Below are 23,011 nucleotides of genomic sequence, written 5' to 3' on the forward strand. Positions count from 1 at the left end.
TCATGCATTTCAATTCTTTCTATGAATTCCTAGCAATGGGTGGCTATGCCGGTTACGTCTGGGGCGCATTTGCCATCACATTCATAGCTTTGGCTTGGGTGGCACTGGCGGCCCATTTCACCCGCCGCAAACTTTTCAAAGAAATTAAGAACAAAGTTGCCCGAGAGCAACGTATTAAGAATGCCCAAAAAATGGAGAACACACTATGAACCCGAGACGCAAGAAACGACTAGGGCTGGCTCTTGCCCTGGTGTTTGGTGTAGGCGCGACGATTGGGTTGGTGCTTTACGCACTGAACCAAAACATGGACCTATTCTACACGCCAACTGAACTGGTTAATGGTAAGCCGGATGGCACCAAACCAGAGTTGGGGCAGCGTCTGCGTATCGGTGGCATGGTAGTAACTGACTCGGTTGAGCGTGATCCGGAATCTCTAAAAGTGAGTTTCCGTGTGGCGGATATCGGCCCTGAAGTTACCGTGGAGTTTGAAGGTATTCTGCCTGACCTGTTCCGAGAAGGTCAGGGTATTGTTGCACAGGGTGTGCTGGTTGATGAACGCACCGTGTTTGCGAATGAAGTCCTCGCAAAACACGATGAAGAATATATGCCACCTGAAATTGCAGAAGCGATGAGCAAAGGGCATAGACCGCTTGAATACACCGAGCAGCAAAAACAGGGTAGCTACTAATGATTGCTGAATTAGGGCATTTCGCCCTTATTATCTCCCTTGGTTTTTCCGTCCTGTTGAGTATTTACCCACTTTGGGGGGCTCACGTCGGAAACCAGGCCATGATGCGTTCTGCGCGTCCACTGGCTATCGGCATGTTCCTGATGCTATTGATGTCTTTCATTGCATTGAGCTGGGCATTCTACGTTAACGACTTTACGGTCACTTATGTCGCGAGTAACTCAAACAGTGCCTTGCCTTGGTACTATCGTCTAACGGCAGTCTGGGGGGCGCACGAAGGCTCGTTGCTTCTTTGGGTGCTTATCCAGGCTGGTTGGACACTGGCCGTTGCCATTTTCAGCCGTGGCATGCCGCTGGAGTCTGTTTCCCGCGTATTGGCAGTAATGGGCATGATTGGTGTCGGCTTCCTGCTGTTCATCATTCTGACCTCTAACCCTTTTGAACGTACACTCCCTTACTTCCCGGTTGATGGCCGTGATCTCAACCCGCTTCTTCAGGATCCAGGCCTGATTGTTCACCCACCGATGCTTTACATGGGTTATGTGGGTTTCTCTGTGGCATTTGCTTTTGCAATCGCCTCTTTGATGGCGGGTCGTCTTGATACGGCGTGGGCACGTTGGTCCCGCCCTTGGACAACCGCGGCTTGGGTATTCCTTACGCTGGGTATCGCACTGGGCTCTTGGTGGGCTTACTACGAACTTGGCTGGGGCGGCTGGTGGTTCTGGGATCCAGTAGAAAATGCATCATTTATGCCTTGGCTCGCCGGTACAGCATTAATGCACTCGTTGGCAGTAACGGAAAAACGCGGCACGTTCAAAGCGTGGACAGTGCTTCTGGCGTTGTCTGCATTCTCTCTGAGCCTGCTTGGTACCTTCTTGGTGCGTTCCGGCGTATTAGTGTCGGTGCATGCGTTTGCCTCTGACCCTACCCGTGGTTTGTTCATCCTTGCCTTCTTGGTTGTAGTGATCGGTGGCTCGCTGTTGCTTTACGCATTGCGTGCGTCAGAAGTCCGTGTGCGTGGTAACTTTGAACTGGTTTCCCGCGAGAACGTTCTGTTGGCGAACAACATTCTGTTGGTTGCAGCTTTGGTGGTTGTCCTGCTTGGCACACTGTTACCGCTGGTTCACAAACAGCTTGGCTTGGGTTCAGTTTCGATCGGTGAACCGTTCTTTAATCTACTGTTTACTTGGCTTTCTGTGCCATTTGTCTTTTTTCTTGGTATTGGCCCACTTATCCGCTGGAAACGCGACAATCTGAAGAACGTGAAAAAAGAGCTGCTGTTTAGTGGTGTACTTTCCGTCGTGCTTGGTGTTGCCTTGGTTTGGATTTTCGCTGATGTCTTTATGCCGCTGGCGGCGTTGGGTGCCGTGATGGGTCTTTGGGTCATCATTCTGTCTTGCATTGAAGTTTATCAGCGGGCGACTCACCGTCATGATTTGGTCACCGGTCTGGGTAAATTGGGTCGTAGCCATTGGGCGATGGTGCTTGGTCATATCGGTCTGGCGATCACCGTGCTTGGTATTGCGATGGTTCAGAATTATGACATTGAGCGCGATGTAAAAATGGCACCGGGTGATCGCATTGAACTGCAAGGGTATGATTTCCATTTTGCAGGCCTTCGCGATAAAGATGGCCCGAATTACGATGGTTACATCGCGGACTTCGATATTTACCGTGGCGATAAGCGCGTAAACACACTGCATGCTGAGAAACGCTTTTACACAGTACAGCGCTCGATGATGACTGAAGCAGCGATTGACCGCGGTTTCACCCGTGATCTTTATGTTGCGATGGGTGAACGTTTAAATGATGGTTCCTGGGCTGTGCGCATCTACTACAAACCTTTCGTCCGTTGGATTTGGTTGGGTGCATTGGTGATGTCACTGGGTGGTTTGATGGCAATCTCTGACAAACGTTACCGTTTTCGTAAGAAGGTTCAGTCAGAAGTCTCTGCTGAGCTAGTGAAGGAGGCTTAAAGGTGAACAAACCTTTACTCTTTATTCCGTTCGCGCTTTTTATGGTGCTGGTTGGTGTTTTCTTTGTGCAATTAGGCAAAAACGCTGACGGCGATGACCCGACCAAGCTTGAATCTGTGTTGGTGGGTAAGCCAGTGCCAGAGTTTCGTCTCGAAGATCTGACTCAAGCTGGCAAGCTGTATGATCAGGACATCTTCAAAGGTGAACCCTTACTCCTGAATGTTTGGGCGACATGGTGCCCAACCTGCTACGCCGAGCATACTTACCTGAATGAGTTAGCTGCAAATGGTGTAAAAATAATTGGACTTAACTACAAAGACGATCGCGTAAAAGCGATCGGCTGGCTGAACCAGTTGGGTAACCCGTACTTGATCAGCCTGTTTGATGGTAACGGTATGTTGGGCCTGGATCTTGGTGTATATGGCGCGCCAGAGACTTTCCTTATCGACGCCAATGGAGTGATTCGCTACCGTCATGTCGGTGATGTGAACGACAGAAACTGGAACGACACTTTGGGCCCAATGTATGAGCAAATGCTGGCGGAGGCAAAAGGCTGATGAAACGTTTTCTATTAGCAATCATGCTGGCTGCGAGTGCAGCGTTTTCTGTGTCGGCGGCCATTGAAGTGTATGAGTTCGATACACCTGAGCAGGAAGAAGCCTTTAAAAAATTGGGCAAAGAGTTGCGCTGTCCTAAGTGTCAGAACAACAACATCGCAGACTCGAATGCTGGTCTGGCTCAGGACCTTCGTTTGAAGGTTTATGAAATGCTAAAGCAAGGTAAGAACGAAGACGAGATTGTCGATTATATGGTTGACCGTTACGGCAATTTCGTCACTTATAACCCGCCAGTGACAGCCTCAACCTTCATTCTTTGGGCTGGTCCGGCATTGTTTGTGGTGGGGGGCTTTACCGTTTTAGTGATGCGTAGTCGCAAGCCAAAAGTGAAAACAGCAAAAGCAGAACTTGACAGCGAAGAGCAAGCGCGTCTAGATGCGTTGCTCAACGAAGAGTCTGCAGATAATAAAAATAAGGATAACAACGGATGACTGAAATGTGGTTCTGGTTGATCACAGCCTTAATGATTGTGGTCTCTGTTGGCTTATTTGTTCTGCCGATTTACCGCGGTAAAGAACAGGACGAAGCGGCAAGCCGCGATGAACTCAACAAAGCCTTCTTCCGTGATCGTATGGAAGAGCTTAATGAAGAAGCCGATGAAGGTTTGGTAGAAAACCAGAACGAATTGGCGGTAGAACTCAAACAGTCTCTGTTGGATGACATTCCAGCCAGTGAAAAGTCAGCGACACAAAGCAAAGTTCCGTTTGTGGTGTTGGTGCCAGGCATCTTGATCATGATTGCCATGAGTTATGGTCTTTACAACACGATGGGCAACTATCGTGAAGTCGTTTCGTGGCAGGAAACAGCATCACGTTTGCCAGAATTGTCCCGTCGTCTGATGTCAGACTCCAATGAGCCGATGACAGATGAGGAAATGGCGGATCTGACCTTGTCTCTTCGCACTAAGTTACAACAAACGCCTGATGATGCGATGGGGTGGTTGCTGCTGGGGCGTATTGGCTTGGCGAACCGCGATGTGCAAACGGCTGAAGGTGCAATGGCAAAAGCCTATAACCTGATGCCAGGCGATAGTGATGTGAAACTGGGCTATGCACAGTCCCTGATGCTGTCAGGTGATGAGCAAAACAGCAATACTGCACGTAACCTGTTGCGCGAAGTCATCAAAGCGGATCATGGTAATTTGCAAGCATTCTCGCTACTGGCGTTTGATGCCTTTGAGCGTGGTGCATATGAAGAAGCGGTTGCTGCTTGGTCGACAATGAAGCAATTACTGCCAGCTGATGATCCGCGTATTACCATGCTTGAGCGCAGTATTCAGCGTGCTGAGGCGCAAATAGGCGCGGGAGAGGGGCAATCTGTTTCTGTGACAATTTCACTGGATGATCAAGTCCAACTGCCGAGCGAAGGTGTATTGATTGTTTCAGTTCATTCTGCTGATGGTGCGCCAATGCCAGTGGCTGCGAAGCGTATACCGCTGAGCCAGTTCCCGGTAGAAGTTGAGCTGACCGACGCAGACAGTATGATTCCTGAGCGTTTGCTTTCTTCACTGCCAGAGGTAATGGTGAAAGCCCGTATCGACAATGACGGTAACGTGATGACTCGAGACGGAGATTGGTTTGGGGAAACCGTTCCGTTCGAATTAGGTGGCAGTTCACAGTTAGTGATTAACCAAAAACAGTAAGTGCTTTATACTGCCAAAATAATGACAAAAGGCTGGTATTTAACCGGCCTCTTTTTTACCCAAAGGACAAATTATAACAATGTGGAAACAACTTGTTCTGGCAGTTGGTGTGCTGGTGTTACTGAGTGGTTGTGCCCAATCCCCGGAAGACTCACAGGCTGACGCTGAAACCAATGCTGAATTCGACATTTCTCATCCCAATGATCCTTTTGAAGGCTTCAACCGAGCGATGTGGACTGTTAACTACGACTACCTCGACCCTTATGTAGCGAAACCTGTGTCGTTGGCTTACGTCAACTATGTACCGAGCTGGACGCGAACGGGTATATCTAACTTCCTCAGTAACCTTGAAGAGCCCGCAAGCATGGTTAACAGCATTGTGATGCTTGATGGCGAAGCCGCTCTCACTCACTTTAACCGGTTTTGGCTAAATACCGTGTTTGGTCTTGGTGGTTTAATTGATATCGCTTCGGCAGCCAATCTTCCAAAAATTTCTGACCGCCAATTTGGCGATGCGATGGGTTATTACGACGTTGGGCAAGGCCCCTACTTTATGTTCCCCGTCTATGGTCCTATCACTTTAAGGGAAGGGGCAGGGGATGTTGTCGATGGCTTATATCCGCCACTGTCATTGCTAACGCTCCCACAATCTATTCTTAAATGGCTGTTTGAAGGGATGGAAGACAGGGCTGCGCTGGTTCAACAGGAAAGTTTGTTGATTAATTCGCCTGACCCTTATGCTTTCGCACGAGATGCCTACCTTCAGAACAAAGAGTTTAAGGCTCGCGGTGGAAAAGCAGCAGACTTGGCAGAGCCTGATGACAGTTATCTGGATGACGATTTGCTCGACGAAATCGACGATTACTAAGAAATTAACAAAGAAATGCCACTCGATTGAGTGGCATTTTTGTATCTAATATCTACTCAGCAATTAGAAGCGGTAAGTCGCCTGAACACCAGCCAGCCATACGTTACCAGAGGTTTGGCCTTCGAAGGTGCCACCGAAAGGTACGGAGGTTAGGTCAGAACTGATGCCTTCTCGTGGCTCTTTTACATCCGCGTCTTTTGCAAAGATGTACGTGAAACCTGCATCCAGTGTTAGGTTGTCTGAGTAGTGGTAACCCGTGCCCAAGCTGAACCACAGACGATCAGTTTCTGGAATTGTAATGGTGCGGTTAGCGTCATCGACCGCTGCTGTATCATAAGCAACGCCAGAACGAAGCTGGGTTTTCGTATTCAGCTGATAAGTGGCACCAACAGCAAAGCGATAGTTATCTTTCCAGTTCTCTTGCTTAACCAGTTGGTTTGGCTGAGAAAGGGAAGGGATATTTGCTTCCAGCTTTTCGAAGGTACTCCAGTCAGTCCAGTTGATGCTGGCGTGTACTGCAACTGTGTCGGTCAGTTGGTGGAAGCTTGCGATCTCTGCAGTTGCTGGCAGAGTCAATTCCATACTGCCAGGTAATTGTGCAGTAGTTGTACCAAATGCCAAGCCGGTCGCATGGCCTTCCAGGTCCAGATTTACTTCAGAGCGATAGTTAAAGCCTAAACGGTTGTCTTCATTGATCTGCCAAGCTGCGCCAGCTTGCCAACCCCAAGCAGTATCATCACCTTCCATGTATTTTAGCGTAGTACCAGTAGGTACGATGACATTGCCATTAAGTGGGTTTTTGATATCTGCAGAGCTTTTTGCTCCGATGCTTCCTTCGCCCATCACATAGCGAACACCCGCACCTACAGAGAACTGGTCGTTAATCTTGTATGCAATGTTTGGATTGATTTCCATGGTCATGACTGACGCTTCATTACCAAACTGGGTGCCTTTAAAAGTGTCATCCAGCTTAGTATGCATGCCGAAGTTCGAGCTCAGTGCCAGACCCAGATAAACCTTCCCGTTCAATTGATGAGAGAAATAGAAGTTTGGAATAAACGCTGAATCGGCAAAGTCTTTTGAAGACGTGGTTGTTTTGTTGCTGGTGAGGCTAGTGTTAGTCCCTTCGACATCAACATTTGGGTCAACGTAGATCAGGCCGGTAGAAACTTGGGTACCTTCCAGATAAGTCATCATTGCTGGGTTGCGGAACTGTGTAGAGGCGTTGTCTGCCATTGCTGCTTCACCCGCATAGGCGCGACCAAGACCTGTCGCGGAATACTCTGCCAGTTGGAAGCCAGCCGCCATAGCAGACGTGGAAGAAAGAGAGCCGAGTGCTGCAGCAATCGCCAGCGGAAGGTATTTGTTCTTGTTCATTAGAGTATTTACTTGATTATTGTGGTCGGTACAGGTTACTGACCAAAATCCAATATGCAATTTGGACAATGATTACGAAGAGTTTTTAGATATATATTTTGCAAACACATACTTTGGTAGGGATAGATGCTTGAATTTGAATGCATTGGAACAAGTGTACGCTGAGTTTCGGCGAACACGTGTTAATCATTAATGCTAGTTAAGCGTACTCTTGTACGCTGAAAAGCCAGGGTTTTACTATAGTTGCTCGCTTTAGGCTTTATTTGAGCGAACAAAAAGGGGAGCGACTGCTCCCCCTTTAGTCACTGTGTTCTCATTCAATTAGAAGCTGCGGCTGTACTGCAGACCCATCAGAATCGCATTTGCTTGGGTTGTTGCGGTGATAGAAGACACCGTGATGCCATTAAATTCTGTACTTTCAGATACAGACACTTCTTCACCCATCAGGTAAGTAAAGCCGAAGTCGATGGTTGAGCTTTGGTCAAGGTTATATGTCAAACCTGCCGAGAACCACTGACGGTCAGAGTCTGGTACTGAAATCGATGTAATATCGTCCTGTGCACTGATGTCATACATGTAACCGGCACGCAATGTCCAATCATTGTTCAGGTAGTAGGTACCGCCGATGCTGTAGTGCCAGCCATCCTGCCAACCGTAAGGTTTGTTGTAGTCACCACTAAGAACACTTCCCTGAAGGTTAGAGAATTTGATCTCGTCAAATGAACCCCAGCCAATGTATTGTACGCTGTAGTGAACAGCGAATTTGGTGTCTTCAATTTTATGGAAGCCAGAGAATTCAGCGATATCAGGCAGTGGAAGCGTAATCTTCTGGCCTTTATCATCTTCGGCTTCAAATTCAGGGCTATAACGGTAAGCAAAACCAAAGCGGTTGTTTGCATCCAGCTCGTATACAGTACCCACGTTAAAGCCAACCGCGAAACCATCTGCACCATCTACGTCTAGTAGAGGCAAGCCAGCAGCTTGTGGAACCTGTGATGTAATAACAGCACCAAGCTGAGCACTTGGTTCTCTTTTCATTGTGCCTTGGCCGTAAATGATATCGAGACCTGCACCAAAGCTCCAGTGGTCGTTCACACGGTATGAACCAGCAAGACCTAGGTTAAAGCTTTTCACGTCGGTCAAACCGCCGTATTCAGTCGCCGCATAGTCATTTGAGAATTCAGTTTTAGTACCGAAGTTCGAGTAGGCATTGATACCAACAGCAAACTTTTCGCTGAGAGGCATAATGAAGTGTATGTTTGGTGCAACGGAAGTGCCGCCTACATCATCAGTGTCAGGGAGCGGTTGAGGTTGATAACCAGTTGCAGCATTGCTGTAGGTTGCATCGCTGACTGTGATATCAGTAGTGATGGTCTCAAAACCGATAGAGAATGCTTTCTCATCGAACAGAGCCATAGCTGCAGGGTTACGAGCCATAACTGCCGCGTTATCAGCAATAACTGCATCACCGGCAAAAGCGCGGCCAATACCGGTTGCTGATTGAGCATTTAGCTGGAAGCCAGCAGCCAGTGCTGACGTAGAACTCGCTGCAACAGCCATTGCCACTGCTGAGCGGATAAACAGACGCTTCTTATTCATGGTTTGAATTAATCCGATTAAGTTTATAATTCTTCTGGTGTTTTATGCTTATTTTTAAGCAGCGCGGATTCTATTGTGAAGGTAGCGAATTGGAAATCTGACCAGTTATCACACATTGTTTGGTAACCGTGTCATAAGTTACTAGGTGTCTGTTATTTTTTAGAAAAAAAGGGAGCATAAGCTCCCTGAATAAATGTAATTGTTTGTATCACGCTTTTTGGTTGAGATGCAGCTTGAGCTGTTCAGCAACAGGCATAATGTCAGAGCCCTCTTTGCCAACAACAATCACACTACTGTTATTCGCTGCAGGTAAAGAGACCGCTTCCATATTGCCATCGCTGTAGCTTTCCATCGCTGGAGATTGCTGAGGTACGACAAACACAGTAAAGTCTTCACCATCTTTACCTTGAATGACCATATGCACAGCGTGCTTATCATCAAAGCTACAGTGATTGATGTAAGACACTTCACCAGGCAGTTGACCATTATAAGCTTTACCCAACGGTGCCAGTTTGGCATTCACCTGAGTTAGAGTAGCGCCCTCAAATACATCACTGGTGAAGTCTTTTTCATGGTAATAGTGCTCGAGGGCAATTTGTCCCAGGCTCGCTTGTCCGGGTAATACAGGGAGTGCTTGCCAGTTAAACTGACCGAGCATAATGCCAAATGCAAAAGCGACAGACGCAGCAATAGCTAAATGGAAGCGAGGCTTTCTCGCTTCTCTTGCTGCGTCGCTGCTTTGCTTAAATAGCACTTTATCAACCAAATCATCCGGCACTTCCACGCGCAGGGTTTGATCCAACAATGCATCTAGTTGGTCCAATTCTGACGCCAGTTTTTGGTTGGCTGGCGATTCAGATTTAGCGGCCAGAATCTCAGGATCTTTGTCCTGAGGGTCTGCAAGAAGGCGTCGACGGAATTCGAGTTCATCCATTTAGCGCACCTCGCTGGCCTGAAGTTTGGTTGTCCATGAACTCTTTCAATTGGTTTCTCGCTCTGAACAAACGCGTCATCACGGTATTTTTGTTTAGGTCCAAGATCTCTGCAATCTCTTCGCCACTAAATCCGGCGACAACCTGCAACACCAAGGGCTCTCTATATTCTGGTGACAGACGCATGATCTGCTTGTGAAGCCATTGCTGTTCTACCGAGGCTTCTTCACTTGGGCGCGCATCGTCTGCGACCTGATGGTCATCAATATCTACCAATTCTAGCTGTTTACGCTCGAATCGACGTGCATTTTCCCGCCTAAGAATGGTGATCAGCCAAGCTTTGGCAGCATTATCATCCTGAAGGCTATCAAGTGAGCGCCATGCACGTAGGCAGGTTTCCTGCACCAGATCTTCCGCTACATGCTGGTCTTTCGTCAACCAGTAGGCATAACGGTATAGGTCTCTATGCCAGGCTCTCACGAGCGCTTCGTATCGTCTCTGTTTTTCCATATCACTAGAGACCTGGGATTCTGACTTTTTATTTCCAAAAACTTTTAAAACCATTCTATCATCCTGATTACTTTGGATTTTAGATTCAAATTGACTTGGGCAATGATCTGACTTTAAGAAGGTTGGCTGTTCAGGTCTTATAGTAGTGCTGATTTGACCAAGAGTTAACCATGTTAAGAACTAAGGTACACCTTTGTAGAAGATAAATTGTTTTGGATTTAAGCGATTAGAGGAAGAGTGTAGTGTTTTTGACACTTTTCCAATAAGTGGAAATATTCAATAAGGTGCATTTTTAATGAATGTGGCTCGCAGACTTTCACGACTTACGGTGCTCTTTGACACCATCGATGACTAATCAAACAAAAAATTGATCTGCTTCAAAATCGCTTCCTATGGCGTGGGTATAGTAGGCACTGTCATCTGGTGACGTGTTACAGACTTCGTTGGTTTACCGAATCTGTTGCATGAAACTGTGTTGAGCAAGATGACAAACTTCCTTTTTGAAGGCTGACTTTACTTTCTCCTCAGGTCTATGACCTGATTTGCAATTGGCTTTACGTTAATTGATTTAATACGTGATTGCTTTCCACATACGTTGCCACACCTAATGGGTGTGGTTTTTTTTTGCTTTTCGTTTCTAGGGGCTGTTGACCTTTGGTGGTTAAATTTTGTTCTCGCTATAAGCGTTTTAGGCGCGGCGAGGTGTGTGCCGCCTAGTGATTCTAGGCAAACACACCTCAACAAAGCATAAAACGCTTAGAGTACGGGACGCGCAGTCGAACCCTTCGGGCAGCGCTTGTGGGGAATTTCTGCTGCGTTATCAGCTTCTCATGTAGGCCAGCTACACATCGAAGCCTTTGCCTTGCACAAAATCCCCACAAACTGCTGCAAAAATCATCACCAAAGGTCAACAGCCCCTATTCACTCTCCAGCTTTGCTTCTCGCTCAGTTTTTATTTTCAAAAATGTCGTAACGGTCTATGTTTGCTTGGCATATTTAATTAAAACGCACGTTTTAATCTGATAACAAATTAGTTACACTCTTCTGGTCTGACCTCTAATAATTTCAAGGAGCGGCAATGAACTCTCCCCAGAATCTGACCACGCGTCAGGGTGAACGTATCGCAGTCGTCGCGGGGTTGCGTACCCCGTTTGCACGACAATCCACCGCTTATGCGGATGTGCCTGCTGTTGATCTAGGCAAGATGGTTGTTAGCGAAATGCTAAGCCGTGCCGATATCGACCCTAAGCTTATCGACCAACTGGTTTTTGGACAGGTTGTTCAAATGCCGGAAGCGCCGAACATCGCACGTGAAATAGTGCTTGGCACGGGTATGAATGTTCACACTGATGCTTACAGTGTCAGCCGCGCTTGCGCGACCAGTTTCCAATCTGTGGTTAATGTCACCGAAAGTATCATGGCTGGTGCTGTCGATATCGGTATTGCTGGTGGTGCAGATTCCTCTTCCGTGTTGCCAATTGGTGTCTCTAAGCACATGGCAGCGACTCTGCTGGCGCTGAGCAAAGCCAAGACGATGAGCAAACGCTTAAAACTCCTGAGCACACTTTCCCTGAAAGACTTGGCACCAGTTCCACCTGCTGTAGCAGAGTATTCGACGGGCCTCAGCATGGGACAAACCGCTGAGCAAATGGCAAAGAGCCACGGCATCACCCGTGAGGAACAAGATGCGTTGGCGCATCGCTCGCATTCTCTCGCAGCTAAAGCGTGGGCGGATGGATTGGTCCGCGACGAAGTGATGACTGCTTTCCCGGAACCTTATCGTCAGTGGATTGATAAAGACAACAATGTCCGAGAAGACTCTACGGTAGAAGGCTACGCCAAGCTACGTCCTGCCTTTGATCGCAAGCACGGCTCTGTGACTGCAGCGAACAGTACACCTCTGACCGACGGCGCAGCGGCAGTAATGCTTGTGCGTGAAGGCCGCGCCAAAGAACTTGGCCTAACGCCACTGGGTTACATTCGCTCTTACGCGTTTTCGGCGATCCAGGTTGAGCAAGATATGTTGATGGGGCCGTCCTACTCCACACCAATCGCATTGGATCGCGCTGGCATTACGTTGTCTGATCTCACTCTGATTGATATGCATGAAGCGTTTGCCGCGCAGACGTTGGCTAACGTAAAAATGTTTGCGTCCAAAAGCTTTGCTGAACAGAAGCTGGGTCGTAGCCAGGCTATTGGCGAAATCGATATGGATAAGTTCAATGTACTGGGAGGCTCGATTGCTTACGGCCATCCATTTGCCGCAACCGGTGCGCGCATGATCACCCAAACTCTGAATGAACTTCGCCGCCGTGGCGGTGGTTTGGCATTGAATACTGCTTGTGCAGCAGGTGGTCTGGGTGCAGCGATGATCTTGGAGGCAGAATAATGACGGAACAAACAACCCCTACAAATAGTGCCTTTTCGCTTCACTATGGCGAAAATGGTATCGCTTGGCTGAGTATTGATGTCCCGGGCGAAAGCATGAATACCCTACAAGCAACCTCTGTTGATGAAATCAGTGCGATTCTGAGCGAGCTCGAAAGCAAAAGTGATATCAAAGGTCTGGTGCTGCATTCTGCTAAGCCAGATAACTTTGTCGCCGGTGCTGACGTTCGCATGTTGGATGCCTGCAAGACCGCAGAAGATGCGCAGATGATTGCAGAGCATGGCCAGAAGCTCTTCTCCCGCGTTGAGAAACTGCCATTCCATGTTGTTGCTGCAATCCATGGCCCTGCATTGGGTGGTGGTTTGGAACTTGCTCTCGCTTGTCATAGCCGTGTGGCGAGCGATGATGACAAAACCCGCTTAGGTTTGCCGGAGGTTCAGCTTGGCCTGTTGCCGGGCTCCGGTGGTACACAGCGTCTACCTAGGCTTATCGGTGTGCCGGGGGCTCTTGATATGATGCTGACTGGCAAGCAACTCCGCGCGAAGAAAGCGAAGAAAATGGGTGTGGTCGATGATGTGGTTCCCCAGTCTGTTCTGCTCCGTGTTGCTGAAGAATTGGCGCTGAAGAGTAAACCAAAGCGCAAAGGTAACTGGCAGGATTGGGCGATGGGCGGAAATGTGCTCGGTCGTTCTGTTGTGTTCGATCAGGCAGCAAAGAAAACCCGAGAGAAAACACGTGGGAATTATCCTGCTACTGAAGCTATTTTGGAAGTTATCAAACACGGCTTGGACAAAGGCGTCGAGAAAGGTCTGGCAATGGAAGCAAAACGCTTTGGTGAGCTAGTGATGTCGTCAGAATCTGCCGCACTACGCAGTATTTTCTTTGCCACCACTGCAATGAAAAAAGAAACTGGCGCAGACGCTGAGCCTCGCACAGTGAAAGGGGTGACCGTATTGGGTGGTGGCTTGATGGGCGCAGGTATAGCCAACGTTTCTGCCACAAAAGCGAATACGCCTGTTCGAGTCAAAGATGTCAGTAATGATGGCATCCTTAATGCCATGGCTTACAGCTACAAACTGCTGGATAAAAAGCGCAAGCGCCGGATTATCTCCAAAGCAGAAATGCAAAAGCAGATGGATTGCATTAGCGGTACGACTGACTATTCAGGTATGAATCGCAACAATGTGGTTGTCGAAGCGGTCTTTGAAGATCTCACGCTAAAACATCGAATGGTTGCCGAGGTGGAAGAGAATCTGAGTGAAGATACTGTCTTCGCCACCAACACTTCTTCACTGCCAATCCATCAAATCGCAGAGGGTGCAAAGCGTCCTGAAAATATTGTGGGTCTGCACTACTTCTCGCCGGTCGATAAAATGCCACTGGTAGAAGTCATCCCACATGCTGGAACGTCTGAAGTTTCAGTCGCGACAGTGGTGAAGCTCGCCAAGAAACAAGGTAAAACGCCGATTGTGGTGGCAGACAAAGCGGGATTCTATGTAAACCGTATTCTCGCGCCTTACATGAATGAAGCAGCGAGGACTTTGTTGTCCGGTGAGTCAGTTGAGCACATTGACAATGCGCTGTTGGATTTCGGTTTCCCTGTTGGCCCAGTGACACTGCTGGATGAAGTGGGTATCGACATTGGCGCGAAGATCAGCCCAATCCTGTTGAACGAATTGGGTGAGCGATTCCGTGCACCGGATGTGTTCGATGTGATGCTAAACGATGGACGTAAAGGTCGTAAGAGTGGTAAAGGCTTCTTCGTTTACAAAGGCAAGAAGAAAGAAGTCGACAAGCGTGTATACACCCTGCTGGGCGTCGAGCTCAAAAGTCAGCTTTCATCACATGAACTGGCCATCCGTTGCGTGCTGATGATGTTGAATGAAGCGGCACAATGTCTGGATGAAGGCGTGGTGAAATCAGCGCGTGATGGCGATATTGGTGCCGTGTTCGGTATTGGATTCCCGCCATTCCTTGGCGGTCCATTCCGCTATATGGACCATATTGGTATTAAACGCCTAGTGGAAATGCTGGAACAGCATGAAGCCAAATACGGAGAGCGATTTGCACCGTGTGAACGGCTTAAAGCCATGGCGGCGGAAGGGAAGACATTCCACTAATAAAGCCTTAAACAAAAAATCCCCGGCTTGTCCGGGGAGTTTTTATATTTGAAGCATGGAAAATCCATCCACAAAGTTCAACAGACCTTAGTTAATCCGCTCTGTGCGATTGCGACGAAACGCTGTGACAGAGTCGATTTCCTTTGTGCCTTCAAGGCTGCATTCATCAGGGTGAGCACTGCCGCAACTGTGCATGATTAGACGATCTGACGTACGTGGTTTCAATTTCTCAACCACAAACTTCACCATATCTGCTCGATCCATATCACAGATGGAGGCAGCAACACTCTGGCGCTGGGTAAATTCAGCATCTTTGTTTCCAATACTGATCCACAGACGCTGTCCACGGGCACGCAGGTTGGCATCCGGTTCTTCTATCTGTCCAAGTAACCCCTGTTTACTGGCTTGCCATTGCGCTTCGCTGAGCTCAAGCAACACCATAAAGAAGGCGTTAAGGAAGTCATCTATTGCTTCCATCAACTTCGCAGGGCCAGCTAGCGGCGACTGCACGTAGAAAATCAAACCTGGGTGCCGGTTCATTGGCATATTGCCAGAGCCCACCATATAGCCAAGTTGTTGCTTGGTACGTAGCTCGTTGAAAAATATTGCAGACATCAAATGCTGAGCAAAAGTATACAAGGCTACATCCTGAGGTTCAGTGCCTTGGCTTTGGTAGTAGACCAACACGGCCGAATCTTGACTGTCACACTCCAGATGATATGAAGCACTGCCAGCACCGTTCAAAAGAACCAGCGGTCGGGTGGATTCCTGATAACGTTGGTTGTGTACGCGAAGGGCATTTTTTACAGGTTCAGCTAAATCCAGTGTTTGCTGCTTCTGCCAATTACCGTAAACAAACATCTCAACGTGCAGTTCCGACATCACGCGATGCACAAATTCCGGTAGCTCTGTCACCTGCAGTGGTTCCAACGCTTCGATGAGCTCTTCATACGTTGGATTGTTCGGTTGCAAAATGCCAGTCATGGTATTGTACAAGCGGTTAATGGCTTTGTTTTGAGTCGCGTTTTTCCAACTGCGTAGCAACTGGGTTTTGATGATTTCAAAGCGCTCCGGTTTGAAATCGCGCTTGGCAAATCTATCCAACACCAAATCCATCAGCAGCGGCAGTTTTTCATTGAAGCCGCTGAGCTTCAAAGTCACGCCACCTTGGTGGGCGTAGAGGTTGTAATTCAGTCCAGCGACTTCGGCGGGGTAGGCTGTCTCATTAATCGACTCCATCAGCATCTCAACACTGACGCGGGTCTTGACGATATTCCCAACCGATTGTACCGAATGAGGGCTGTCTATCGCGACGTAAACCACGCCTTTTGGCACGCGGAAATCAGTATCTTGCAAGTGCCATAAACGAAAGCCCGGTAACTCCTGAATCATCTCAGGCAGCTTTTGTTCTGGTGCTTCAAGTTCTGCAGGGTCGAGTTCATAGCTGATAAAGGGGTTTGACTCTGGCAAAGCCAGTGCAGGGGATATGTGTGCTGCACACCACTTTTCGAGTTGTGCTTCACTAAAAGGTTTAATGCTGTAAGGTGTGTCGTACCAATTTGCCGTGCGATCATAATTGCCGTCTTTGGCAATCAGCGTCAGGCGAAGATGATCGGGCGTCAGGTAGCCAAGCATCTGGCGTATCAATGCTTCGTCATATTCCTGCATAATGTAGTCACCATACAGCACATCATCATCTTGATAGTGCTGCATGTTGAGCACCATATGACTCACGGTGTCGATAGGGCGCGCTGGCTCCTGATAGCGAAATGCCATTTCTTGCACCGCACGTTTTTCTTTATAACGCCATTCATCGAGACCCTGCTCGCGGATAAGACCAATGGCCTGAAAAATGTAAGTCACGATATCGTCAATCTTAGTCAGACCCGCCTCAGTTAGACTGACACTGACTGAAAACTCGCGGAAATTTGAACCGCTGATGCCGCCACCTGCGGACAGATTATTGATGAGCCCCTTGGCCTTGAGCAAAGACATCACACTACCAGCGCCTTCATAACCGAGAAGATGGGCAATGTAGGAGAGTGGCTTGATTTTGTAATGTTCATCGGTAGCTGGCATCGAAAATGCCAGAGTCAGCTTACGAACATCTTTGAGCGGCTCGATACTGACAAACTGCTGCAACTGAGCTTTATCTACAAACGGGACGTCTGGTACAAATGGTGTCAGGTCAAGGTTTGGAATATCACTGAATGTTTGGTTTGCCAGCGTTTCCAAATCGTCCAGCCTGAATGGACCAGTAATGGAGGCTGCCATCAGGTTGGCACTGTAATGGGTCTTGTAAAAGGTAATCAGCTCATCACGCACTGAGCTTCCTTCACGATCGGCAAGGGTATCGAGGCTGCCGACAGAGAACTTTGAAAAAGGGTGGGCTGGATTAATGGTCTCTTTCTGTACCTGATAAATCCGGCGAACATCGTCCTGCAGCTTTAGGCGATATTCAGAGTCAACCGCATTGCGTTCTTTGTCGACGGCGTCAGCATTGAATAATGGGGCAGAGAAAAACTGGCCAAAGCGATCCAGCGCTTCTTCGAAATAGTCGTGGCGGATATCGAAGAAAAAGGTGGTATTCTCGGTTCCTGTCCAGGCGTTGTTATTGCCGCCATGACGGCTGATAAAGGACTGGAACTCACCGACATCAGGATATTTTTCTGTACCGAGAAACAGCATGTGCTCAAGAAAGTGTGCTAAACCCTCTCGGTCAGCAGGATCGCAAAAGTGTCCTACATTCACGGTTAATGCAGCAGCACTACGCGGAGCTTGCTCATCTTCTACCAGAAGCACCCTCAGATTGTTGACTAGGGTGATAAGGCGGTAGCTACGATGATCGTTGGGACTGATTTGCACAGAGCACCTTTATGGGTAGTGGCAGGTAGTAGCAAGGTCTTAATTATGACCACGTAAGTACATTGAGGCAAACATCTGTGCGATCAGTCGTTCCAGATTAAAGAATTGACTGGTAGCATATTGAAGAATACTCAAAATCAGCTGTTGTGATATGCGAATTTATATTATGCGCCACGGTGAAGCACACACCTTTGCCGCCAGTGATGAAGAACGACCTCTGACCGAGCGTGGTGAGCAGCAATCGGTTGAAATGGCACGTTGGCTGGCACAAGAGCTGCCAGAGGGAAAACTGGATCTGGTGTTGGTGAGTCCTTATTTGCGTGCACAACAGACCTGGTCTGCATGTGCTGCTGTTCTGCCTGAGGCGAAGAACGTCCTGACAGAAGATGGTATCACGCCGTATGGAGACAGTGAGCATGTCGCCTCTTACCTACGCGCTTTGGTATCGGTTGATAATCCGGCGTCGATTTTTTTGGTTTCTCATCTACCGCTGGTGGGTTATCTCACGGCAGAGTTTGAGGCTGATATACAGCCGCCGATGTTCCCGACATCTTCGATATCCTGTATTGAATACAATCCGGAAACAGAACAGAGTGAAGTGCTGTGGATGAAAAGTCCTTCGCAAGTGATGGGTTACGCATCCTGACGGCCAGGTCGAAAACAGCTTTAAGCAGACATAAAAAAACGCCCAACAAAGGGCGTTTTTTTCATCTGTACTTCAGGCTATTTCTCTGGGATTTCAATCAGCACCAGTAAAGCGCCATCACCACCAAATTCGAGTGGCGCCTGATGGAATGCCAATACGTCAGGGTGCTGCGCCAACCAAAGTGGCGTCTTCTGTTTCAGTATGTGTTTGCCAATACCGTGCATGACGCAGGCACAACTGATCCCTTCTTTTATACATGCTGCAATCAGTGCGCCTAACTCTCGCTTAGCTTCCAGTTGCGTCATGCCGTGTAGGTCCAGGAACATATCCGGCACGTAAACACCGCGGCGAAGTCTTTTTACTTCGTATTTGGAGACACCTGTGCGCGCATATTGAGTTGGCCCATCTTCTTTCAGCAGCGGTTCAAACTCGTCTGAGAAATAAAAGGTGTGGTCGCGCGCAGCGGACTCTGTCTGCTTCTTGCGTGCTTGCTCAGTTGTCTGGCGTCTTGGCGGGTTTATGGTATCCTGCTGCAGTTTTTTAACGCCTTTCACCGCATCGCGGAACAATGACATGTCGTCATCTTCTGGGATCGGGGATTTCTTACTCATAAGTCATTTCCAAATTCTGTTAGCTGCATTTTACTTAAAATAAGAACAATGTCTGCTTTCCTGTTGGAATCGCCCTGACGGTGATGTGTTGAGGCTACTGGAGGCCATTTTGGATAGAATTATTGTTGATGAAGTCGTCAACGAGCTGCGTACGCTGCAAGACATGCTACGTTGGACGGTAAGTTGCTTTAATGCAGCAGGAATTTATTACGGTCACGGAACGGACAATGCATGGGACGAAGCGGTACAACTGGTACTGCCGACACTTTATCTGCCAATCGATGTGCCTGCAGAAACGCAAACTGCGCGTCTGACCACCAGTGAACGTCACCGTATTGTTGAACGTGTGGTCCGTCGTATCAACGAGCGCACGCCAGTGGCTTACCTGACAAACAAAGCGTACTTCTGCGATTTGGAATTCTACGTGGATGAGCGTGTGCTGGTACCACGTTCACCAATCGGTGAGCTGATCCAGAATCAGTTCAGCCCAATGCTGGAAGTCGAGCCAAACCGTATCATGGATCTGTGCACCGGCAGTGGCTGCATTGGTATTGCGTGTGCCTACGCGTTCCCTGACGCTGAAGTAGATCTGGTGGACATTTCTACCGATGCGTTGGAAGTGGCAGAGATGAACATTCAGGAACATGGCCTGGAGCAGCAGGTTTTCCCTATCCGCTCAGATTTGTTCCGCGATCTGCCAAAAGATAAATATGACCTGATTGTCTCCAACCCACCATACGTGGATGAGGAAGACATGAACTCGCTGCCGGATGAATTCCGTCACGAGCCAGAGTTGGGTCTGGCTGCAGGGACCGATGGCCTGAAACTGATGCGCCGCATCATTGCTAATGCACCGGATTACCTGACTGAGCAAGGCATTCTGATCTGTGAAGTAGGTAACTCCATGGTTCACGTTCAGGAACAGTATCCGCACCTGCCACTGACTTGGCTGGAGTTTGAAAATGGCGGCCACGGTGTCTTCCTGATGACCTATCAGGATCTGGTCAGTGTTGCCGACGAATTTTCTATCTATAAAGACTAATTGTTGTCTTTGCCCCTAAGAAAAAGGCCGAAATTATAGATTTCGGCCTTTTTTATATCTCTCTTTCCGGTTTTGCCTCATTTCTTGAAACCAGCCCAGTATTACAGGGAGTTTCCACCTGTACATAAAAAAAGCTTTTGCTTCTCAATCGCGGTTATGTTTCATTAGGTGCATGCTAATGCGGTTGTGATACGTCGACCGGAGAGAAACAGAGGAAGTAATGGCAGGCAATTCAATAGGTCAGGTTTTTCGGGTCACCACTTTTGGTGAAAGTCATGGATTGGCGTTGGGCTGCATTGTTGACGGTTGCCCACCGGGACTTGAAATTTCAGAAGCAGATTTACAGGTCGATCTGGACCGTCGTCGTCCGGGTACCTCAAAATACACGACTCAACGTCGCGAACCGGATGAAGTGAAGTTCCTTTCTGGCGTTTTCGAAGGTAAAACGACAGGGACTTCGATTGGCCTGGTTATCGAAAATACCGACCAGCGCTCACAGGATTACTCTAAAATTGCTGACCGCTTCCGTCCGGGCCATGCCGACTACACCTACCATCAAAAATATGGACACCGCGATTACCGTGGTGGTGGCCGCTCTTCAGCACGTGAAACGGCGATGCGTGTTGCTGCGGGTGCGATTGCGAAGAAATACCTCAAGCAAGAGTTTGGTATTGAAGTCCGTTGTTACCTTTCTCAAATGGGTGATGTGACCATCGACAAGGTCGACTGGGAGCAAGTTGAGCAAAACCCATTCTTCTGCCCGGATGAATCAAAACTTGAAGCCTTGGATGAACTGATCCGTGCGCTGAAAAAAGAAGGCGATTCTATCGGTGCCAAACTGACTGTGGTCGCGAATAACGTGCCTGTTGGTCTGGGCGAGCCAGTTTTCGATCGTTTAGACGCAGACGTTGCTTACGCCCTGATGGGGATCAATGCTGTGAAAGGTGTGGAAGTGGGCGATGGGTTTGATGTCGTCAACCAGCGCGGCAGTGAGCACCGTGATGAACTGACGCCGGAAGGTTTTAAATCCAACCACGCTGGTGGCATCCTTGGTGGTATTTCATCAGGTCAGGATATCGTTGCGCACCTTGCGCTGAAGCCAACTTCAAGCATCACGGTACCGGGTGAAACCATCAACGTAGATGGTGAAACCGTCGATGTGATTACCAAAGGTCGTCATGACCCATGTGTTGGCATCCGCGCAGTGCCAATTGCAGAGGCCATGGTGGCGATTGTATTGATGGACCACCTGCTGCGTCACCGCGCACAGAATGCAGGAGTGCATACCAATACGCCGAAGATTTAAATGAAAGATCCTAGGGGCTGGGAAAGAAGGTTCTTGTAAAATCAAAGATTTGAAAAAGGGCTGATGGTTTAGCACCATCAGCCCTTTTTGTTATCTTTCTTATGCAATCTTTTCCCTAGGACCTATGCTCTAAAGCTTCTTCCGATTCAAAACTAAACACCGGCAGGCTCCAGCCAAACTTCACCGCTGACATACGGAAGACAAAGCCTGTCACCAGCGTAGAAATGGTCGCGATGTTCTCATCAATGCCAAACTGGTTTCCGTATGTCATCAGTGCCCAATACATAGCGCCGGCTAAGAAAGCGACAGAGGCATAAAGCTCTTTATGCAGCACCATTGGCTGACGGCGACACAGCAAGTCACGCAACAGGCCACCAAAGATGCCAGTGACCAGCGCGGACACCACACAAATCAGTGGCGACAGCCCCATATCCATGCCCACGCGACAACCGATAATGCTGAAAGCAATCAGACCGAGTGAGTCCAGCCAGACGAAAAGCTTGTGATTGCGAGCCACCCAAGATGCCATCCAGGTCGTCACGATACCGGCAACGCAAACAATCACCAGATAATGCGGGTTAGCGACCCAACTAAGCGGGTAGTGACCGAGCAAAATATCACGCACGGTACCGCCGCCAATGGCTGTGCAGGCAGCGACCAGCATGACGCCAAACCAGTCCATATTCCTGCGGCCAGCCGCCAGTGCGCCTGTCATGGCTTCAGCGGTAATTCCAACGATGTATAACGTGGACAACAACATGATATTCAGTAACTTGCATTTGAGTGGGATAATTTCGCGTAATCATAGTTGTGATCCATCTCTCAATCCAATGAAAGGTTGTGAGGTCAACCATGAATTGAATTCATGCTTTTGCTGGTGGAATTGGCCTAAAACGGCGCTTTTTGCTGCGACAATAGGGGCTTTGGCAGGTAAAATGCCCGCTTAACTGAATTTGCTGTAACTTCATTATTACAATTCGCGCCATGCAACACGATTACAACGACCTTATTTCTGTCTTTAATCAGACTTTTATTGATTCTTTCAACACAGAATTGCTGCTGGGCGGCGATGAGCCGATTTATCTGCCTGCGGATGATGACAACCCACACCACAGAATCATCTTCGCCCGTGGTTTTTATGCCTCTGCGCTTCATGAAGTGTCGCACTGGTGCATTGCCGGGCCTGAACGCCGTTTGTTGGAAGACTTTGGCTACTGGTATCTACCGGATGGACGCGATGAGCAGACGCAAGCCGAGTTTGAAAAGGTAGAAATCAAACCTCAGGCGGTAGAGTGGATTCTGTCGGCCAGTTGTGGCTTTCGCTTTCAGGTAAGTTGCGACAATCTAAACGGTTCTTTTGAACCTGACCGCCCGGTATTTACCGCAAAAGTGCGTGAACAAGTGATGAAATATCTGAAAAACGGCATGCCTACGCGCGCCAAAACCTATTCAGACGCCCTTCGAACGTTTTATAATCGTCCTCCTTTAACGCCAGCAGACTTTTCCTGAGAGCTAAAAATGATCCAAGAATACGAAGAGAAAATCCTCGACCTGATTGATGCCATGGTAGACACCGCCTCTGATGATGAGTTGTTTGCCAGCGGTTATCTGCGTGGTCATGTCTCGCTGGCGGCCGCAGATTGTGAGCAGGACGGTATCGAAGAGGTATCTGCGCTGAAGGTACGTGTTGACGAAAGCCTGAAAGAGAACTCAAACGAGCTGAACCCTTCCGATCAAGTGCTGGTGGGTAACCTTTGGGCATCGCTGCAACAGCAGGCAGGTTAAATACGCAACCAGATAAGAAGAAGGCGCCAATCGGCGCC

Annotated in this window: 21 protein-coding genes; 14 read left to right on the forward strand and 7 right to left on the reverse strand. The window is 48.5% G+C overall.

Going from position 1 to position 23,011, the window contains the following annotated elements; all coding sequences use genetic code 11:
- Window positions 1–2: 2 nt before the first annotated feature.
- The 7 genes from ccmD to VP504_RS15775 all read left to right on the forward strand — a co-directional run bounded on the left by ccmD (window position 3) and on the right by VP504_RS15775 (window position 5,791).
- Window positions 3–209: a heme exporter protein CcmD gene (ccmD, locus tag VP504_RS15745; protein WP_325891994.1), complete on the forward strand. Its 207-nt coding sequence runs from the start codon at window positions 3–5 to the stop codon at window positions 207–209.
- Window positions 206–688 carry a cytochrome c maturation protein CcmE gene (ccmE, locus tag VP504_RS15750; protein WP_325891995.1) on the forward strand — a complete coding sequence of 161 codons (483 nt, stop codon included), beginning with the start codon at window positions 206–208 and terminating at the stop codon, window positions 686–688. Before ccmD ends, ccmE begins: the two co-directional genes overlap by 4 nt.
- Window positions 688–2,664, forward strand: a complete 1,977-nt coding sequence (locus tag VP504_RS15755; protein ID WP_325891996.1) for a heme lyase CcmF/NrfE family subunit — start codon at window positions 688–690, stop codon at window positions 2,662–2,664. Before ccmE ends, VP504_RS15755 begins: the two co-directional genes overlap by 1 nt.
- A 2-nt stretch (window positions 2,665–2,666) precedes the next feature.
- The gene (locus VP504_RS15760) at window positions 2,667–3,221 is read left to right on the forward strand and encodes a DsbE family thiol:disulfide interchange protein (RefSeq protein WP_325891998.1); all 555 of its coding nucleotides are present in this window, start codon (window positions 2,667–2,669) and stop codon (window positions 3,219–3,221) included.
- On the forward strand, window positions 3,221–3,712 hold the full coding sequence (locus VP504_RS15765; protein WP_062704649.1) for a cytochrome c-type biogenesis protein: 492 nt from the start codon (window positions 3,221–3,223) through the stop codon (window positions 3,710–3,712). Before VP504_RS15760 ends, VP504_RS15765 begins: the two co-directional genes overlap by 1 nt.
- The gene (ccmI, locus tag VP504_RS15770) at window positions 3,709–4,923 is read left to right on the forward strand and encodes a c-type cytochrome biogenesis protein CcmI (RefSeq protein ID WP_325891999.1); all 1,215 of its coding nucleotides are present in this window, start codon (window positions 3,709–3,711) and stop codon (window positions 4,921–4,923) included. The genes VP504_RS15765 and ccmI overlap by 4 nt, the downstream gene beginning before the upstream one ends.
- A 79-nt stretch (window positions 4,924–5,002) precedes the next feature.
- Window positions 5,003–5,791 (forward strand): MlaA family lipoprotein, encoded by a 789-nt coding sequence (locus tag VP504_RS15775; protein WP_325892000.1) that lies wholly within the window; start codon window positions 5,003–5,005, stop codon window positions 5,789–5,791.
- Window positions 5,792–5,854: 63 nt separating this feature from the next.
- Here the strand turns inward: VP504_RS15775 and VP504_RS15780 are convergent, their stop codons facing one another.
- From VP504_RS15780 to VP504_RS15795, 4 genes are all read right to left on the reverse strand, one after another.
- Window positions 5,855–7,168, reverse strand: a complete 1,314-nt coding sequence (locus tag VP504_RS15780; protein ID WP_325892001.1) for an outer membrane protein transport protein — start codon at window positions 7,166–7,168, stop codon at window positions 5,855–5,857.
- A 321-nt stretch (window positions 7,169–7,489) separates the two neighbouring features.
- Window positions 7,490–8,767, reverse strand: a complete 1,278-nt coding sequence (locus VP504_RS15785; RefSeq protein ID WP_325892002.1) for an outer membrane protein transport protein — start codon at window positions 8,765–8,767, stop codon at window positions 7,490–7,492.
- A 208-nt stretch (window positions 8,768–8,975) separates the two neighbouring features.
- The gene (locus tag VP504_RS15790) at window positions 8,976–9,701 is read right to left on the reverse strand and encodes a DUF3379 family protein (protein ID WP_325892003.1); all 726 of its coding nucleotides are present in this window, start codon (window positions 9,699–9,701) and stop codon (window positions 8,976–8,978) included.
- Window positions 9,694–10,263, reverse strand: a complete 570-nt coding sequence (locus tag VP504_RS15795) for a sigma-70 family RNA polymerase sigma factor (protein ID WP_325892004.1) — start codon at window positions 10,261–10,263, stop codon at window positions 9,694–9,696. The genes VP504_RS15790 and VP504_RS15795 overlap by 8 nt, the downstream gene beginning before the upstream one ends.
- Window positions 10,264–11,287: 1,024 nt before the next feature.
- Here VP504_RS15795 and fadI point away from each other — a divergent pair.
- Both fadI and fadJ read left to right on the forward strand, forming a co-directional pair.
- Window positions 11,288–12,598: an acetyl-CoA C-acyltransferase FadI gene (fadI, locus tag VP504_RS15800; protein WP_325892005.1), complete on the forward strand. Its 1,311-nt coding sequence runs from the start codon at window positions 11,288–11,290 to the stop codon at window positions 12,596–12,598.
- Window positions 12,598–14,718 (forward strand): fatty acid oxidation complex subunit alpha FadJ, encoded by a 2,121-nt coding sequence (gene fadJ, locus VP504_RS15805; RefSeq protein WP_325892007.1) that lies wholly within the window; start codon window positions 12,598–12,600, stop codon window positions 14,716–14,718. Before fadI ends, fadJ begins: the two co-directional genes overlap by 1 nt.
- A gap of 87 nt (window positions 14,719–14,805) precedes the next feature.
- Here fadJ and VP504_RS15810 read toward each other — a convergent pair whose 3' ends face one another.
- On the reverse strand, window positions 14,806–17,583 hold the full coding sequence (locus VP504_RS15810; protein WP_325892008.1) for an insulinase family protein: 2,778 nt from the start codon (window positions 17,581–17,583) through the stop codon (window positions 14,806–14,808).
- Between the two features lie 151 nt (window positions 17,584–17,734).
- On the opposite strand from VP504_RS15810, the gene sixA reads away from it, so the two are divergent.
- Window positions 17,735–18,229: a phosphohistidine phosphatase SixA gene (gene sixA / locus VP504_RS15815; RefSeq protein ID WP_325892009.1), complete on the forward strand. Its 495-nt coding sequence runs from the start codon at window positions 17,735–17,737 to the stop codon at window positions 18,227–18,229.
- Window positions 18,230–18,306: 77 nt separating this feature from the next.
- On the opposite strand, the gene smrB is transcribed toward sixA, so the two are convergent.
- Window positions 18,307–18,840 carry an endonuclease SmrB gene (gene smrB / locus VP504_RS15820; RefSeq protein ID WP_002537807.1) on the reverse strand — a complete coding sequence of 178 codons (534 nt, stop codon included), beginning with the start codon at window positions 18,838–18,840 and terminating at the stop codon, window positions 18,307–18,309.
- 109 nt (window positions 18,841–18,949) lie between these two features.
- On the opposite strand from smrB, the gene prmB reads away from it, so the two are divergent.
- On the forward strand, window positions 18,950–19,882 hold the full coding sequence (gene prmB, locus VP504_RS15825; RefSeq protein WP_325892010.1) for a 50S ribosomal protein L3 N(5)-glutamine methyltransferase: 933 nt from the start codon (window positions 18,950–18,952) through the stop codon (window positions 19,880–19,882).
- A 220-nt stretch (window positions 19,883–20,102) separates the two neighbouring features.
- A complete protein-coding gene (aroC, locus tag VP504_RS15830; RefSeq protein WP_062704673.1) occupies window positions 20,103–21,188 on the forward strand; it encodes a chorismate synthase in 1,086 nt (361 codons plus the stop codon).
- A gap of 115 nt (window positions 21,189–21,303) precedes the next feature.
- Here aroC and VP504_RS15835 read toward each other — a convergent pair whose 3' ends face one another.
- Entirely contained in the window at window positions 21,304–21,948 is a 645-nt protein-coding gene (locus VP504_RS15835; RefSeq protein ID WP_325892011.1) for a trimeric intracellular cation channel family protein, read from the reverse strand.
- A gap of 224 nt (window positions 21,949–22,172) precedes the next feature.
- Between VP504_RS15835 and VP504_RS15840 the strand changes: the two genes are divergently transcribed.
- Together VP504_RS15840 and VP504_RS15845 are read left to right on the forward strand one after the other, a co-directional pair.
- Entirely contained in the window at window positions 22,173–22,697 is a 525-nt protein-coding gene (locus VP504_RS15840; protein WP_062704677.1) for an elongation factor P hydroxylase, read from the forward strand.
- A gap of 9 nt (window positions 22,698–22,706) precedes the next feature.
- Window positions 22,707–22,973, forward strand: a complete 267-nt coding sequence (locus tag VP504_RS15845; RefSeq protein ID WP_062704679.1) for a YfcL family protein — start codon at window positions 22,707–22,709, stop codon at window positions 22,971–22,973.
- Window positions 22,974–23,011: the final 38 nt, after the last annotated feature.

The organism is Grimontia sp. NTOU-MAR1, from assembly GCF_035758505.1.
GTDB classification, from domain to species: Bacteria; Pseudomonadota; Gammaproteobacteria; order Enterobacterales; family Vibrionaceae; genus Enterovibrio; species Enterovibrio marinus.

What these genes read in the sequence shown, in the direction of transcription:
- ccmD (WP_325891994.1), top strand. Translation starts at nt 3, where the DNA reads ATGCATTTCAATTCTTTCTATGAATTCCTAGCAATGGGTGGCTATGCC.
- ccmE (WP_325891995.1), top strand. Translation starts at nt 206, where the DNA reads ATGAACCCGAGACGCAAGAAACGACTAGGGCTGGCTCTTGCCCTGGTG.
- VP504_RS15755 (WP_325891996.1), top strand. Translation starts at nt 688, where the DNA reads ATGATTGCTGAATTAGGGCATTTCGCCCTTATTATCTCCCTTGGTTTT.
- VP504_RS15765 (WP_062704649.1), top strand. Translation starts at nt 3,221, where the DNA reads ATGAAACGTTTTCTATTAGCAATCATGCTGGCTGCGAGTGCAGCGTTT.
- ccmI (WP_325891999.1), top strand. Translation starts at nt 3,709, where the DNA reads ATGACTGAAATGTGGTTCTGGTTGATCACAGCCTTAATGATTGTGGTC.
- VP504_RS15775 (WP_325892000.1), top strand. Translation starts at nt 5,003, where the DNA reads ATGTGGAAACAACTTGTTCTGGCAGTTGGTGTGCTGGTGTTACTGAGT.
- VP504_RS15780 (WP_325892001.1), bottom strand. Translation starts at nt 7,168, where the DNA reads ATGAACAAGAACAAATACCTTCCGCTGGCGATTGCTGCAGCACTCGGC.
- VP504_RS15785 (WP_325892002.1), bottom strand. Translation starts at nt 8,767, where the DNA reads ATGAATAAGAAGCGTCTGTTTATCCGCTCAGCAGTGGCAATGGCTGTT.
- VP504_RS15790 (WP_325892003.1), bottom strand. Translation starts at nt 9,701, where the DNA reads ATGGATGAACTCGAATTCCGTCGACGCCTTCTTGCAGACCCTCAGGAC.
- VP504_RS15795 (WP_325892004.1), bottom strand. Translation starts at nt 10,263, where the DNA reads ATGGTTTTAAAAGTTTTTGGAAATAAAAAGTCAGAATCCCAGGTCTCT.
- fadI (WP_325892005.1), top strand. Translation starts at nt 11,288, where the DNA reads ATGAACTCTCCCCAGAATCTGACCACGCGTCAGGGTGAACGTATCGCA.
- fadJ (WP_325892007.1), top strand. Translation starts at nt 12,598, where the DNA reads ATGACGGAACAAACAACCCCTACAAATAGTGCCTTTTCGCTTCACTAT.
- sixA (WP_325892009.1), top strand. Translation starts at nt 17,735, where the DNA reads ATGCGAATTTATATTATGCGCCACGGTGAAGCACACACCTTTGCCGCC.
- smrB (WP_002537807.1), bottom strand. Translation starts at nt 18,840, where the DNA reads ATGAGTAAGAAATCCCCGATCCCAGAAGATGACGACATGTCATTGTTC.
- aroC (WP_062704673.1), top strand. Translation starts at nt 20,103, where the DNA reads ATGGCAGGCAATTCAATAGGTCAGGTTTTTCGGGTCACCACTTTTGGT.
- VP504_RS15835 (WP_325892011.1), bottom strand. Translation starts at nt 21,948, where the DNA reads ATGTTGTTGTCCACGTTATACATCGTTGGAATTACCGCTGAAGCCATG.
- VP504_RS15840 (WP_062704677.1), top strand. Translation starts at nt 22,173, where the DNA reads ATGCAACACGATTACAACGACCTTATTTCTGTCTTTAATCAGACTTTT.
- VP504_RS15845 (WP_062704679.1), top strand. Translation starts at nt 22,707, where the DNA reads ATGATCCAAGAATACGAAGAGAAAATCCTCGACCTGATTGATGCCATG.